The organism is Ignatzschineria sp. 22MB058224, assembly GCF_058188435.1.
Map to the genome: position 1 here is coordinate 176,252 of NZ_CP187366.1, position 15,052 is coordinate 191,303.

At 39.9% G+C, this 15,052-nt stretch carries 14 protein-coding genes and 2 tRNA genes; 12 read left to right on the top strand and 4 right to left on the bottom strand.

Going from position 1 to position 15,052, the window contains the following annotated elements; translation table 11 throughout:
* The first annotated feature begins 36 nt into the window (after nucleotides 1–36).
* Both ACPF7B_RS00665 and ACPF7B_RS00670 read left to right on the top strand, forming a co-directional pair.
* Nucleotides 37–1,077 (top strand): histone deacetylase family protein, encoded by a 1,041-nt coding sequence (locus ACPF7B_RS00665; protein ID WP_490505718.1) that lies wholly within the window; start codon nucleotides 37–39, stop codon nucleotides 1,075–1,077.
* On the top strand, nucleotides 1,067–2,293 hold the full coding sequence (locus ACPF7B_RS00670; RefSeq protein WP_490505719.1) for a Zn-dependent hydrolase: 1,227 nt from the start codon (nucleotides 1,067–1,069) through the stop codon (nucleotides 2,291–2,293). Before ACPF7B_RS00665 ends, ACPF7B_RS00670 begins: the two co-directional genes overlap by 11 nt.
* 67 nt (nucleotides 2,294–2,360) lie before the next feature.
* On the opposite strand, the gene mepA is transcribed toward ACPF7B_RS00670, so the two are convergent.
* The 3 genes from mepA to ACPF7B_RS00685 form a co-directional block, all read right to left on the bottom strand.
* A complete protein-coding gene (mepA, locus tag ACPF7B_RS00675) occupies nucleotides 2,361–3,206 on the bottom strand; it encodes a penicillin-insensitive murein endopeptidase (RefSeq protein ID WP_490505720.1) in 846 nt (281 codons plus the stop codon).
* Between the two features lie 137 nt (nucleotides 3,207–3,343).
* Nucleotides 3,344–3,420, bottom strand: a tRNA-Asp gene (locus ACPF7B_RS00680).
* Nucleotides 3,421–3,482: 62 nt separating this feature from the next.
* Nucleotides 3,483–3,559: transfer RNA gene (locus ACPF7B_RS00685), tRNA-Asp, on the bottom strand.
* 211 nt (nucleotides 3,560–3,770) lie between these two features.
* Here ACPF7B_RS00685 and ACPF7B_RS00690 point away from each other — a divergent pair.
* Nucleotides 3,771–4,469, top strand: coding sequence for a DUF4377 domain-containing protein (locus ACPF7B_RS00690; RefSeq protein WP_490505721.1), 699 nt, complete (start codon nucleotides 3,771–3,773; stop codon nucleotides 4,467–4,469).
* A 132-nt stretch (nucleotides 4,470–4,601) separates the two neighbouring features.
* Here the strand turns inward: ACPF7B_RS00690 and corA are convergent, their stop codons facing one another.
* Nucleotides 4,602–5,633: a magnesium/cobalt transporter CorA gene (gene corA, locus ACPF7B_RS00695; protein ID WP_490505722.1), complete on the bottom strand. Its 1,032-nt coding sequence runs from the start codon at nucleotides 5,631–5,633 to the stop codon at nucleotides 4,602–4,604.
* A gap of 269 nt (nucleotides 5,634–5,902) precedes the next feature.
* Between corA and ACPF7B_RS00700 the strand changes: the two genes are divergently transcribed.
* The 9 genes from ACPF7B_RS00700 (at nucleotide 5,903) to lipB (ending at nucleotide 15,046) form a co-directional block, all read left to right on the top strand.
* Nucleotides 5,903–6,118 carry a PA3496 family putative envelope integrity protein gene (locus tag ACPF7B_RS00700; protein WP_490505723.1) on the top strand — a complete coding sequence of 72 codons (216 nt, stop codon included), beginning with the start codon at nucleotides 5,903–5,905 and terminating at the stop codon, nucleotides 6,116–6,118.
* A gap of 99 nt (nucleotides 6,119–6,217) precedes the next feature.
* A complete protein-coding gene (grpE, locus tag ACPF7B_RS00705; RefSeq protein WP_490505724.1) occupies nucleotides 6,218–6,766 on the top strand; it encodes a nucleotide exchange factor GrpE in 549 nt (182 codons plus the stop codon).
* 115 nt (nucleotides 6,767–6,881) lie between these two features.
* Nucleotides 6,882–7,538 carry a c-type cytochrome gene (locus ACPF7B_RS00710; protein WP_490505725.1) on the top strand — a complete coding sequence of 219 codons (657 nt, stop codon included), beginning with the start codon at nucleotides 6,882–6,884 and terminating at the stop codon, nucleotides 7,536–7,538.
* Between the two features lie 126 nt (nucleotides 7,539–7,664).
* A complete protein-coding gene (locus ACPF7B_RS00715) occupies nucleotides 7,665–8,084 on the top strand; it encodes a VOC family protein (protein ID WP_490505726.1) in 420 nt (139 codons plus the stop codon).
* A 95-nt stretch (nucleotides 8,085–8,179) separates the two neighbouring features.
* Complete coding sequence (gene greA, locus ACPF7B_RS00720) at nucleotides 8,180–8,656, top strand: transcription elongation factor GreA (protein WP_490505727.1); 477 nt, start codon at nucleotides 8,180–8,182, stop codon at nucleotides 8,654–8,656.
* A 28-nt stretch (nucleotides 8,657–8,684) separates the two neighbouring features.
* The gene (locus tag ACPF7B_RS00725; protein ID WP_490505728.1) at nucleotides 8,685–9,770 is read left to right on the top strand and encodes an AI-2E family transporter; all 1,086 of its coding nucleotides are present in this window, start codon (nucleotides 8,685–8,687) and stop codon (nucleotides 9,768–9,770) included.
* A 231-nt stretch (nucleotides 9,771–10,001) separates the two neighbouring features.
* A complete protein-coding gene (locus ACPF7B_RS00730; protein WP_490505729.1) occupies nucleotides 10,002–11,111 on the top strand; it encodes an efflux RND transporter periplasmic adaptor subunit in 1,110 nt (369 codons plus the stop codon).
* A gap of 6 nt (nucleotides 11,112–11,117) precedes the next feature.
* Nucleotides 11,118–14,234 (top strand): efflux RND transporter permease subunit, encoded by a 3,117-nt coding sequence (locus tag ACPF7B_RS00735; RefSeq protein ID WP_490505730.1) that lies wholly within the window; start codon nucleotides 11,118–11,120, stop codon nucleotides 14,232–14,234.
* Between the two features lie 188 nt (nucleotides 14,235–14,422).
* Nucleotides 14,423–15,046, top strand: coding sequence for a lipoyl(octanoyl) transferase LipB (gene lipB / locus ACPF7B_RS00740; RefSeq protein WP_490505731.1), 624 nt, complete (start codon nucleotides 14,423–14,425; stop codon nucleotides 15,044–15,046).
* The last annotated feature ends 6 nt before the right edge of the window (nucleotides 15,047–15,052 follow it).

Sequence of the window (15,052 nt, forward strand, 5' to 3'; positions counted from 1 at the left end):
GGAATTTTCTGTCATATCAGCTTTGGAGGACTAAAAATGAATATTTATTATCATGAAAAACAAGCACTGCATGACCCACAAACTTATTTTTCTCGGGGAAAAATGCGCGAACCGCAAGAGGTTCCTCAACGAGTGTATGAGTTTCAAAAAGGGATTAAAAATGCAGGATTAACGGTGACAAAACCACAAGAGTTAGGTTTGGATTACCTCACGCAAGTGCATGGATTAGCATATATTGACTTTTTACGCACTGCTTATAAAGAGTGGCATAAAGTGCCCGAGGATTGGGGCGATGAGGTAATTCCTAATATTTTTGTTAAAGATTATAATGCGCAAAAAGGTATTTTAGCAAAAGCTGCGCGCTACATTGCCGATGGCAGTGCGCCGATTGGTAAATATACTTGGGAATCGATCTACTGGTCAGCCCAAAGTGCGCTAAATGCAGCAAAAGATCTTTGTGAAGGAAAGAAATATAGTCTTTCCATTAGTCGTCCTTCAGGGCACCATGCACGAAGCGAAGCCGCTGGTGGGTTCTGCTTTGTGAATAATGCAGCGATTGCAGCAGAATATCTACTGGCAAATAGCCAAGTGAGAAAGATTCTGATACTCGATACTGATGTTCACCACGGTCAAGGTATTCAAGAGATTTTTTATGAGCGAGAGGATGTACTTTATATCTCTCTTCATGGAGATCCTACGAATTTTTATCCTGTTGTTGCGGGCTTTGAAGAGGAGCGAGGAGTAGGTAAGGGAGAAGGATTTAATATAAATTATCCTTTTGCTCATGGATTGTCGGAAGAGGATTATTTAAGACTGCTTGATGAAGCTATCGAAAGTGCCCAAACCTTTAATCCAGATGTAATTATTCATAATATGGGGTTTGATGTCTATAAGGATGATCCTCAAAGTAAAACCGCGGTTACAACTCTTGGAATTTATAAAATTGCACAAGCTGTATTGGCGCTTAATAAACCTGTTTTAGGGCTCATTGAAGGCGGTTATTTAATTGAAAAGTTAGCGGTGAATATGGAGAGCTATCTACGCGGATTTAAAGAGGTACTCGCAGATGAAAATTAATGTTGATCGCCTTTGGGATTCATTAATGGAGATGGCCAAAATTGGGGCAACTGATAAAGGGGGGAGTTCTCGTGTTGCTTTAACTGCTGAGGATAGAGATGGAAGGGCACTATTTTGTAGTTGGTGTGAAGATTTGGGGCTAGAAATTCATCGCGATAAAGTAGGAAACCTCTTTGCTCGCTATAAGGGAAAAGTATCAACGAAACCACCTATTGTTATGGGAAGTCATCTTGATACGCAACCCAAAGGCGGGAAGTTTGATGGCGTATATGGCGTTCTGGCGGCATTGGAAGTTGTCAGGACTCTTGATGAAAATCAGTATCAGCCTACTCGTGATATCGAAATCGCTGTCTGGATGAATGAGGAAGGAGCAAGGTTCTCTCCAGCAATGATGGGATCTAGCCTCTTTATTGGTGAACTACAACTAGATGTTGCAATGAAGTGTCAAGATCGAGACGGTATTACGTTGCACGATGCTTTAGTGATGATGCAAGAGATGGGAAATTTAGAACTCAAGCGGGAGTTTGAGAGTTACTTTGAACTTCATATAGAGCAAGGACCTGTGTTAGAAGCTGAGTCAAAAGAGATTGGGATTGTGACCGGCGGACAGGGAATAGCATGGCTTGACCTTATTTTTACAGGACGCTCCCAGCATGCAGGAACAACGCCGATGGCATACCGAAAAGATACGATTTTTGCGCTTTCCCATCTGATGATGGCGATTGAAAAGTCATTTAGTAAAGTAGATGACCTATTAGTTACTATGGGTGAAGTATTAGTGCAAAATTCCTCTAGAAATACAATTGCAGGTCATATTGAAGCAACTTTGGATCTTCGTCACCCTAATTTAGATCAACTGCAAGCGGCTATACAACATGTAAAAAATATCGCACAACAAGTTAGTGCAATGAAAGGTGTTGATATCAGGATTGAAGAGCGTTGGATATCTCCGCCCATCCCATTTGATCAATCTTGTATAGCGTTAGTGTTAGAGGCCGTTAATAATCTTGGTCTATCGTACCGAGAGATTGTTAGCGGTGCAGGTCATGATGCTATCCATTTAGCAAAGCATTGCCCGACCACTATGATCTTTATCCCCTGTAAAGATGGTATCAGCCATAATGAAGAAGAGTCGATTTCACCACATGATTGTCAAAATGGTGCGAATGTTCTACTAAATACTATCCTCTTGCGAGATCAATCTTTAGCGGAGTAATAACGAATTCCAAAGAGGGAATAGAAGGCTTGGAGCTCATCAAGGACGATGGGTATTCCAAGCTTTTTTATTCTTGTCGCAAAATATTATGGCATTCCAGGGGCATTACTTTCTTTGGTTTAGGTTGAGCTGGTGTATCCGTTTTTTGGGGTGCTGTTGTCCACTGTATCTGATCTTTCACCCAATTAGTAAGATTGGCGTCGCAACCCTCACCTTTAGGGATTGGTGCTTGAGCTATACAACCTTCGCTACCTTTGGGACATTTTAAACGAATATGGAAGTGTGAGTCATGACCATACCAAGGACGTAATTTTTCGAGCCAGGCTCGATTTGATTCTGTTCGACAGAGATGTGCTTTAATAACCGGATTTACAAAAATACGCTCTGTTTGCGGATAAGTGGCTGCTGTGTAAAGTAGGTCACGATAAAAAGGCCGCCAATGATTGTTTATTTCACCAGTTTTAGGATTTACCACTGATGGTGTTTGTAGGGATTCTTTAAGAGAATTCGGTAGATGGTTTTCACGTTCTTCGAACCAGATATCCATATCTAATCCTGTTTGGTGGCTCGCGTGGCCAAAGTTTGCAGGACCGCCTCGGGGTTGAGATATATCACCAAAAATCAAAACGCGCGATTTAGCTGCGCCAAAGCGATTGAGATTTTCAATGAGTTCTTGAATCGCAGGCATGCCATAATTGCGATTTCGGCTTGGCCGTACTTGTTCATAATTAGAATCGCTAATTGGAATGGTAATTCCTCCGCTAAAGCAACCATTGGCGTAACTACCATATATTTCGGGCTTTCCAGAGGTTGGAGTTTTAACTTGATGCCACTCTTTTGGAAAAGCAATAGGAGTGGCGGTGAGCGTTAATAGGGTGAAGAAGGCTAAAAAACGCGATAATTTAAGTGTCATGATATTGGTTACCTCATAGCCCACTGTTATGTAAAGACGATTGAGGAATTGTACTAGAGATATCAGCTTTGCAGAAGCGGTTTACCATTATATAGATACAAAAAAACCTAGATCATTGATCTAGGTTTTGATGTTAATGGCGGAATGGACGGGATTCGAACCCGCGACCCCCTGCGTGACAGGCAGGTATTCTAACCAGCTGAACTACCACTCCGAGATTAGAATTGCTACTCTCAATAGCTTTGCTTAATAAGTAATGTTAAGCAACTTTAAATATGGCGGAATGGACGGGATTCGAACCCGCGACCCCCTGCGTGACAGGCAGGTATTCTAACCAGCTGAACTACCACTCCGTATTTCCTAATAGTTGTTTTCAACTAAGGAATGCTATTATACGAAAAAATATTTGCTTGTCATCTTTATTTTTATATTTGTTTAATAAAAGCACAAAAGCTAGTGCTATAACGTCTTTAGGATAGTGATATTACATAGATAATAGTTTTCTATAAAAAATCTAAAGCATGATAAACTTATAGTCATGATAACAAGAATAGAGGTTGATCTATGAATTTACGAAAAGCATCACTATATGGTTTGAGTCTTTTGATCGGTACAGGAATTGCAATGGCAGACTCATTGGCAATTGAGCCATTAGATGCGCAGCAAGACGTGAAAGTTGTATTGGATTTAGATGATAACCATTTTGCAGTCACTGGTGGCTGTAATACGATGATGGGGCGCGTTCATATTACCGAAAATGGTGGATTTAGAGTCAAACAGGGTAACCATGCGGCAGGGCTGGCATCGACAATGATGGCATGTCCTGGAGATCTTCAAAAACTTGATGAGCGCGTTGCACAATTTGTGCAAAGTACACCTAAAATTTTGCGTCAAGGCGATAGTCTTTATTTAGTCGGCACAGTTGGAGAAGAGCAAAATTCTGTTTATATTCCAGTTGAACTCGATAAAGGACAATATCTCGATATTGAAGCGAAGCCTTATGAGCTTGTCTTTTACTATGTTTCTGATAAAACGGTTCCTTGTGAAGATAGTGAGGGAACCTGTTTACAGGTGAAAAAAGAGAAAGATGGTGAATGGGAGATTTATCCAACGGCGATTGAAGGTTTTACACCCGTGGAAGATTATGAATATCGTCTTCGTTTAAAAGAGTATAAAAATGAGGATGGTTCCGTAAAGCATGTATTAGATATGGTTGTTGAGCAAGGAAAAGTTCAGGTATCAGCTGCAGAAGCTAGTAAATAAATTGTTTATCAACATACAGTTATAGATATTTGTTTTATAAAAGTACCTATTATTGCGTACGATGAATACAAAAAAACGGTCTCTTAAATATAGAGGCCGTTTTTTTGACGGTAGTGAATGATAAATGGGAGATTATAGCCATCCTTTACGCTTGAAGAGTAGATAAGGTGCAATTCCCGAGAGAATCATTGCACCAATTGAAATTGGGTAGCTGATAGCGTAATTCAGCTCAGGCATTGGGAAGTTCATACCGTAGATACTTGCAATTAATGTAGGAGGTAGGAATACAACTGAAGCGATGGAGAAGATTTTGATAATACGACTTTGTTCGAGCGAAATTTTACCAGTAGCGGCATCGAGTAAGAAGTTCACCTTGTCAAAAAGGAATGTTGTATGGCCAGTTAGCGATTCTAAATCTTGAAGTATCTCGCGGACATCTGTCTTTTGCTCTTCGGAAAGAAGTTGTGTACGCATTAAGAAAGAGAAAGAGCGGCGTGTATCCATTAATGAAAGGCGCGCTTTACCATTCATATCTTCTTGCATTGCAATATTTTGAAGAACTTCTTCCATGGTTGGTTTTTTATCAGAGTCTTCATCTTGCGACTCTAAGCGTTGACGTTTTTTATTTTTTTTCTTGTCATCTTCAGATTCATCATCCATCGCTAATACATACGGACTTGTGTTTTCGAGTTCTGCATAGATACGTTCAAGCACATCTGCAACATGTTCAATTGCTGTTTCATGAAGTCCAATAAGAATATTCATGACATCTACCTCGCCTTCATCAAGTTCGAGTTGCACTTGGCGAGCGCGAAGTCGATAGAGACGAAAAGCTGCTAAGTCTTCATCATGAATTGTAAACAGTCGGTTGTTATAGATAGAAAAAGCTACGGTTATATTTTGAGCGCTTGAGTCGAAAATATTCAGAAAGAAACTATGGATGTGTAGACCATCTTCATCCTCATAAAAACGTGCAGATGCTTCAAGATCATTAATTTCGGCTTTTTCAGGAAGATCAAGTTTAAAGTGGTTTTCGACAAGGAGCCTTTCTTCTTCAGTAGGGTCTACAAGATCAATCCAAATCATTTGATCGGTGAAATCTCCAGCCTGTTGGACAGTTATTTGTCGAAGACGATTATCCTTGAGAATAAATCCTGAAATCATGTTTAAATAGCTCCTAAGTTTTACCACATAAATAAATAGTGAACTAACGATAATCGATATCCACTGAAAAGACTAATTATACTCTCTATTTTACTCTATGTTTGATGAGTATTTTTTACTCATGAACTTGTCTTTTTTATAGAGGAACTCCATATAGGAGAGCATATAGTTTTGATAGTAAATAACAGTAGTGTATAAAGGCTTGCAATTATCTCTAAATATTGTATAAGCATGCAAATATTTTAATTTTTTGGTGAAAGGAGTTTCTCATGTCGAATGATTACGATGATGATTTATTAGATGACGATGATATCATTGAAGAGGATGTCCCTGATGTCACAGAGGTAAAAGGGGCAAAGTCCCAAGCATGGAGAAGTATTGAGGCTATTAGAGAAGAACGCGCTCTTCAGAAAAAACTTGCAAAAGAATTTGATCTCGATAGCTTTGATGATCTACTGCTTGATGATGAGCTAGATGAAAATTAATAGTGTGTTCTAGACGTAGAGACTTGGTTAAACTAGACACCAAAGAAGCCATTTTTCATTGTATAATAGCCTGTATTATTCAATAAAAAGGAAAAGAAAATGAGTAAAGAGAACTTAACAGAGACACCTGAAACAGTAGATGAGTTGATTGAAGAAGAGGTTGAGCTTGCAGAAGAAGAGGTTGATAACAATCTTGCGGAGATCGAGGCGTTAAAAGCAGAAAAAGAGAAACTTTACGATCAATATGTGCGCGCAGCAGCAGAAGTTCAAAATATTACCCGCCGTGCCGAAATGGATGTCGCTAATGCACATAAATATGCTTTAGATAAATTTGTGAAAGATCTTCTTCCTATTATTGATGCTATGGAATTAGAGATGAAAGCAGTTGATGATACATCATCTGATGAGCTAAAACGTTTTAGAGAAGGTTCTCAGCTAATGTATAAAATGTTACTTGGGGTCTGCGAAAAGTATGGTGTGAAGCAGATTAATCCAGAAGGTGAGAAACTCAATCCTGAATTGCATCAAGCCATTTCGATGATCCCGCATGAAGGCTATGAAACAAACCAGATCATTACGGTTGCACAAAATGGTTATATGCTTAATGATCGTTTAATTCGTGCTGCTCAAGTTATTGTCGCAAAATAAAAGCACATTTCTTTGATTTAGTACACTAGTAAAAGATAGAGAGTTGATTTATCATTATCGGGTATTAAATTATTTAAATCATATAAATTGGCTTGTTATTTTCTAGGAGCAGATCGTGCAAAAACAGTCAGATAAGTTTTCTTTTTCAGTACTTACTATTCTTGCGGTACTTGCATTAGTCGTTATTTTATTAGTGCTTGTGACTTCATTTTGGAAGTTGATCGACCGTAGTATTGGCGGTACTCCATTTGAAAATCGTGAATTAGTAGAAGAGCGTTTGGTACCTTATGGACGTGTCAATACAGGTAACTTAGTATCTGATGTGGTAAAAGCTAAAGCTCCTGAGGAAGTGTATGCTTCACTTTGTGCTAGCTGTCATGATACAGGTCTCAATGATGCGCCACATATGGGTGATAATACGCAATGGGCACAACGTTTTGCAGAACGTGGTTTAGATGGATTACACAACAGTGCGCTTCATGGACGCAACTTGATGCCTGCAAAAGGTGGGGATCCACGTTTAACAGATGAAGAAGTCATTCATACTGTGGACTTTATTCTTGCAAAAAGTGGTATTGAAGTAGCGGTAAGTAGTCCGGCCGAAGATATTGTCGCAGAGGAAGAACCTGCTACGGCAGAAGTTGGTGACAGTGCGGCAGAAACGAAAGAAAAGGTTGATGCTGCAATGGTTGAGGCAGGCGAATTAGAAGAAGCTAAAGCCGTAACAGAACAAGCAAGTGAGCAAAAAGCTCCAGAAACAAAATCAGAGTAAACTTCTATTAAGAATATGTGAGTAGGAGTTGAATCTCATACCACATATATCGCAATTAATAGTATGATATAAACGGGTATGAAGTTAAAAGGTCATACCCGTTATACTTTTTATAGGAGAAAAATTATGCGTTTTTTACATACAATGGTTCGAGTATCAAATCTCGATGAGTCTCTAAAGTTTTTTACTGAGATTTTAGGGTTAAAGGAAACACGCCGTAAAGAATATCCTCAATGGGAATGTACGTTAGTTTATTTGGCTGCTGAAGGACAAGATGTAGAAGTAGAGCTGACTTACAATTGGGACTCTGAAGAGAAGTATGGCATTGGTCGTGCTTTTGGTCATCTGGCTTTTGAAGTGGATGATATTTATGAGATTTGTCAGCGCGCAATGGATGCTGGTATCGAAATTAACGTTCCACCAAGAGATGGTTGGATGGCTTTCTTTAGATCACCTGATGATATCTCGATTGAGTTACTCCAAAAGGGGGAGCCTAAAGCACCACAGGCACCTTGGAAAGATATGGAGAATGTTGGTTGGTGGTAATGTAATCCTAAAATAGTTCATAGTTCACGTGTTGATACTGTGGACTATATGTGGGCTATGAACGTTTAAAAAGAATAATAAAAGGATATTGAGAAATGAAAAAATTTCCCATGACAAAAGTGGGCGCTGAAGCTTTGCGCCGCGAATTAGATGATTTGAAACAAGTCCAAAGACCTCGTGTAATTGAATCGATTGCCACAGCGCGCGAGCATGGTGACTTAAAAGAAAATGCTGAATATCACGCGGCACGTGAAGAGCAGAGTTTTATCGAAGGGCGAATTGCGGATTATGAAGCTCGACTCGCAAATGCTCAAGTAATTGATATTACTGAAATTCCTAACACGGGAAAAATTATTTTTGGCGTCACTGTTACACTTTTTGATGTGACTGAAGATGTTGAAGTAAGCTATCAGATTGTGGGTGAGCATGAAGCAGATGTAAAACAGAATAAACTATCGATTGCTTCACCTATTGCTCGAGCACTTATCGGAAAAGAAGTGGATGATGAAGTGACGATCCAAACACCCGGTGGCAGTCGTGTATATGAAGTGATTAGCGTCGAACATATTTAAATAGCGTAATAATAGAGAGGAAGAAACAATGCAGCCATTGACAGCAAATCCCGTAGCAAAATGGATTATCATTTTAATCTTGCTGTTGGGGGCTGTTTTTTTCCACTCTTTTTTAGTGCCGGCATTAGGTGCTATGATTATCACTTTTGTGACGTGGCGTCCTTATACAGATTTAGTGCGGTTCTGCCGAGGTAATACACTATTATCCGCCTCGTTAGCAACTGCCTTTATTGTTTTAGTTATTGTTGTTCCTTTTTTATGGTTAGTGCAGTATCTCTATGGGGAAATTGTATTAATGCGTAATTGGCTGATAGAAGCAAATACCTACGGAGTCGCAACGCCAGCATGGCTTTTAAATCTTCCTTTTGGGGAAGAACTTGGTAGTTATTGGGCAGAATATCTTGGAACGCCTGATGGTATTAACCATTTTTTTATGGAGTTTGGGCTTGCTAAATTAAGCTATGTTGCCAGTATTACTAAATCCGTGACTAAAAGTTTTAGTACATTAGGATTTACGTTACTGTTTGTGATGATTATTCTATTTTTCTGTTATAAAGATGGTCGGAGAGTCAGTCGGCAGCTCGACAAAGTGGGTGAACGTGTTTTTCCAGGTCGCTGGAAACGTATTTCTCGTATTGTCCCGACTTTAGTAAGTTCCACGGTTTCCGGAATGGTGATTATCGCTATTGGTGAAGGGATTGTTTTCGGGATTGTCTACTACTTCGTTGGTGCACCGATGCCTGTCACATTAGGGGTTATTACCGGTATTTTTGCATTAATCCCAGGTGGAGCGCCGATGTCGATGACATTAGTGTCAATTTATCTTGTGGGAAGTGGGCATCTGACTCAAGGGATTATTCTCTTTTGTTGGGGAACGATGCAGCTTTTTATTGTTGATAAGACGATTCGCCCTCGTCTTGTGGGCGGATCGGTGAAGCTGCCATTTTTACCAACAATCTTAGGGCTCGTAGGTGGCGTTAAAACGATGGGGATTATTGGGCTTTTCATCGGTCCTGTTGTGATGGCATTACTCGTAGCATTATGGCGTGAATGGGTTCATGAGGATGATCCTGTGCAGCTTGAAATACCGTCGGAAAAGCGTAGCTATAAATAATTTTCAGCAGTTATGCTGTTTTATTGGTCGTTATTTTCTTTATATTCAATCCCTAAATTTTTAGGGATTTTTATTATATTAAGAATTCCTTAAGGTATCTCTGTTTTAATCTCTTGATTAATATTTATAACGATTAATTTAAAATAGAAAACTTGAATCTCTGCTATTTTGCTAACATATTGCAAAGGCTATAAAAGGCATTTAAAAAATAAACTTCTAATGGAGTAATTGATGATGATTGACCACTTGATAAGACAGTTGTTACTAGTAAGCATAATGGGGGTAATGACTCTATCCTCATTTGCATGGGCAAAAGTAACAGATGTTGAACTTTCGGAAGTGGTGCTTCAGGATAAATTTGAAGAGATTTATGCCGTGGGGATTTTATATCCATTTCAAGAAGTAATTATTCGTCCAGAAGCAGCAGGTCGTATTGTCGAGATTGCCTTTAAAGAGGGTGAAACAGTGGAAAAAGGGGATCTGATTATTGCGCTTGATTCAGCAATTGAAGCAGCAGAGCTCCGAGAAGCTTCAGCGAAGCGATTATTAGCAAAACAGAACTTAGATCGTCTTTTAGCCGCTAAAGGTGGTTCAACAGCGCAAGCTAGAGACGCAGCTCAAGCAGAATATGAACAAGCCGTTGCTAATGAAGCAATCTCTCAAGCACGTTATGATCGTCGCTTTATCTATGCACCGTTCACTGGGAAGATAGGGCTAAAAAGTGTGGAACTCGGTGATTATGTGCAAGCCGGTGCAGATGTAGTACGCCTTCTTAATACGGATCAATTGCGTCTTGAGTTTAATATTCCCGAGCGGGTTGCGCATGTTGCGGAAACAGGGCAAAACGTGCAATTTACGGTAGATAATTACCCTAATAAAGTCTTTACCGCCGAGGTGTATGCTATCAGTCCTGAGATTGAGCAAAAAGGCCGATCACTTTCTATTTTGGCAAAATTTCATAATGAGGATCAGACATTAATTGCAGGGTCATTTGCGCGATTAAATTTGCTTATTCCGCTTAATTATCAGGTGATCATTATCCCAGAAGAATCGATTTTTGCATCGGAAGGTGCTCAGTTTGTCTATCGAGCGCAAGATCATGGCGATGATGAAACCTTTATTGCTGAACTTGTACCTGTCGAGATTGGTGAGCGAAGTACTTTCAATGTGGAAGTTCTATCAGGTCTTGAGCCGAATGATATTGTTGTAAAAGCAGGACAGGTGAGAATTAAAGATCAAAGCGAAATCAAAGATGCGACCGGTGATATTGTCCCTCAAAAGAGTCGTTCCCTGGAAAAGTTACAAGCAGAAACTTCTATTGAAATGCAATCGGGGGAATAGAGTCTTATGAAATTATCGGAAGTTTCGATTAAACGTCCTGTTTTTGCCATTGTTATTAATATTGTTTTAATTCTTTTAGGGTTAATTGGGTTAGATCGAATGTCTATTCGGGAATACCCCGACATTGATGTGCCGGTCATTAGTATTCGTACAAGTTATCAAGGTGCAAGCCCTGAGATTATCGAGACACAAGTTACCAAAGTAATCGAGGATGCGGTAACGAGTGTTGATGGAATTGACTTTATTCAATCAGATTCGCGTCGCGGTTCGTCTTCCGTCAATATTACCTTCAACTCCACAAAAAATATCGAAGAAGCGGCGAATGATGTCCGAGATCGCGTTGCGCGGGCTAAACGATCCTTACCGGATGAAGTGGATGAACCCATTATTCAAAAGTCTGATTCAGATGCCGATCCTGTTGTGATTTTAGCGCTTTCAAGTGATCAATATAGTGCTATTGACCTCACGAAAATGGTGGAAACGGTTGTCCAACCACAAATTGAACTTTTGGAAGGCGTCGCTAGTGTAACGCTGTGGGGCGGACGAGAGCCCGTTATGCGGATTTGGATCGATCCTCAAAAACTTGCTGTTTTAGATGTGACCGTCAGTGATGTGGAAGCAGCTCTTCGAGCCCAAAATGTTGAGATTCCGGCGGGCACAATTAAGAGTTCAACGCAAGAATTTTCTATTGTAGCTCGCACTGATCTTAATCAAGTTGAAGAATTTCGAAATATTGTAATTAAAGTTGCGGATAACGATGTCGATCATAATCGTCCTATCGTCCGTTTAAGTGATGTTGCACTTGTAGAACTTGGTGGTGTAGAGGAGACCTCTCGTCCGAGACTTAACGGCAAGCCTGGTGTTGGTGTGGCGGTAATCAAGCAATCGGTGGCGAACCCTTTAACACTTTCTGAAAATATTCGAAAATTACTCCCTTCCTTGCAAGAAGCATTACCGGAAGGTGTAGAGATTGCGGTCACGTCTGATACATCAGTTTTTATTAATAAATCATTAGGTTCTGTTTATAGCACGATTGTTGAAGCGCTTCTGTTTGTAGGAATTATTATCTTCATTTTCCTGAGAAATTGGCGTGCGACATTGATTCCGATGGTAACAGTACCGATCGCTTTAGTGGGTACACTCTTTGTTATGTATCTCCTTGGTTACTCTATCAATACTCTGACACTCCTAGCTTTTGTATTGGCAATTGGATTAGTCGTGGATGATGCGATTGTGATGCTTGAAAATATTCATCGGCATATCGAAGAGGGAATGAGCCCGGTGAAAGCTGCATTTGTTGGATCAAAAGAGATTGGTTTTGCAATTATTGCGATGACGATCACCCTTGCGGCGGTCTTTCTGCCGTTAACTTTTACCCAAGGGCGTATTGGTCAGCTTTTTGTTGAGTTTGCTGTAACGCTGTCGATTACGGTGTTGATTTCAGGCTTTACCGCCTTAACGCTTTCGCCAATGATGTGTTCTCGCCTATTGTTAAGTAAAGAAGCGGAGAAAAAAGCGCCTAAAACTGCTGTTGGTCGCCTATTCCGTGACATTTCTAGTAAGATTGAATGTTTGCTTGAAGCAGTAACAAATGGCTATGAATGGTTTTTGAAATTGCTTTTACGCGGACGGTATTTTGTACTATTTGGAATGGTTGCGATTTTAGGTATGGCCGCACTTTTTTATCTTCAATTGCCAGAAGAACTTTCGCCAACGGAAGATCGGGGAATGATCCGAGTGATGGCTATTACGCCGGAAGGTGCAACTGTTGATTTTACCGATCGTTACTTTACAGAGGTGGAAGATCATCTTTTAGAAAATTTAGATGAAGGCAGTATTGTGTACGCAATTTCGGGGATCTCAATGGGGGCGATTGCCTTTGTTACCTTGCCAGATTGGGATCTGCGTGATGAATCACAAATGACAGTCACTTCACGTTTGAATAAAGGTCTTCAAGATGTTGCGTTGGGATTACGTGTTTTTGCAAGTAATCCGCAATCATTAGGCCAACGAGGGGATTCAAAAGATGTGCAGATTGTTATTCGTTCAAATGAGTCATTTGAAATGCTTGATCGACAAGTGACAGAGATTATGCAAAAAATGCGCGAAAATGACCTCTTGGTTTCGCCTGATAATGATCTACGAATGAATACACCGCAACTTGAAGTCTCGGTAGATCGTGAAAAACTTGCACTTCTTGGTATCGATGTTTCAGTTGTAGGTCGAACGCTTGAAACTGCCCTAGGTGGACGTAATGTGACGCGTTATAAAGAAGGTGCAGAGCAGTATGATGTTCGTGTTCAAGTGGATCCGCAAAAACGAAGTCAGCCTCGAGATCTCGAAGGTATCTATGTGCGTTCACAATATGGTGAAATGGTACCATTATCGAATTTTGTTACCGTTGAAGAGACAATTGCACCGCAAAATTTACGTCACTTTAATAAACTTCGTTCTGTAACGATTTCGGCGAACTTACAAGAAGGTGTTTCGCAAGGAGACGGTATTACCTTGGTAGAAGATATTATTCGTGAAGTGATTCCGGAGGCGCTGCTTGATTATCAGGGTTCATCTCGAGAATTTATTGAGTCCGGTGCATCGATGATGATGATATTTATGATGGCACTTGTTTTTATCTATCTTGTATTAGCCGCACAATTCGAGTCCTGGATTGATCCACTAATTATTCTATTTACAGTGCCTTTAGCTGGATTTGGAGCATTAGGTGCACTCTATTTTTCTGGCGGATCAATCAATATTTATAGCCAAATTGGGTTAGTGACATTAGTGGGTTTAATCACAAAACATGGGATTTTAATTGTGGAATTTGCAAATCAGATTCGTGCTGAAGGCGCGACAAAGATTGATGCCATTATTCGTTCTGCAACATTGCGTCTGCGTCCAATCTTAATGACAACAGGTGCAATGGTGCTCGGCTCCGTACCTTTAGCATTAGCAACAGGTGCGGGCGCGGAATCACGACAAGCAATTGGCTGGGTGATTGTTGGAGGAATGAGTATTGGTACAATTTTAACATTGGTTATTGTACCTGTGATCTACCTCTTTATTGGTCGAAAAGAACATATTGTTAGCGAAGCAATGCAATATAACAGCGAAATAAATTAAGAATTCTCCACTATCTCTATTTATTCGTTGTTATTGCATCAATTCCCGAATGGGATATATAGCAGAGCATCGCCCATAGAATGGGTGATGCTTTTTATTATTGGGAGAAAGGATAATGCTTTATCACAATAGAGCAAATATCCGTTACAATAAAAAATAGCTAAAACAGAGAATATTTTGGATTAAAAATGATTGTACGAGAATTAGGGTTTCAGCCTTATAGTGAAGTGTATAGAGCAATGCAAGAGTTTACTGAAACGCGTCAGCCAGAAACGATAGATGAATTGTGGGTTGTTGAACATCCGCCCGTTTATACGCAAGGACAAAATGGTAAGCCGGAGCATATTTTAAATCCCGCAAGTATCCCAATTATACAGGTCGACCGAGGTGGGCAAGTCACTTATCATGGCCCAGGACAGATTGTGGTATATACACTGATTAATTTTAAAGCTCGTCAGTGTGGTGTTCGTTCACTTGTACGCGCAATTGAAAATGCCATTATCAATACGTTAAAAAGTTATGATATTACCGGTAATGGAGATGTGAGTGCGCCGGGGGTTTATGTAGATGGGAAAAAGATCGCAGCACTTGGTCTACGTATCCGTAAAGGTTCGGTATATCATGGTTTAAGTCTTAATGTAGATATGGATCTATCACCATTTAAAGGGATTAACCCGTGTGGCTATCAAGGATTAGAAGTAGCACAAATCCGAGATTATATTCCTAATATTAATATCGATGAAGTAAAACAGCGACTTATTGAGAATTTGGAATTTTATTTATCGGCAGATCAATTAGCCTTACATGCTTAAATAAAT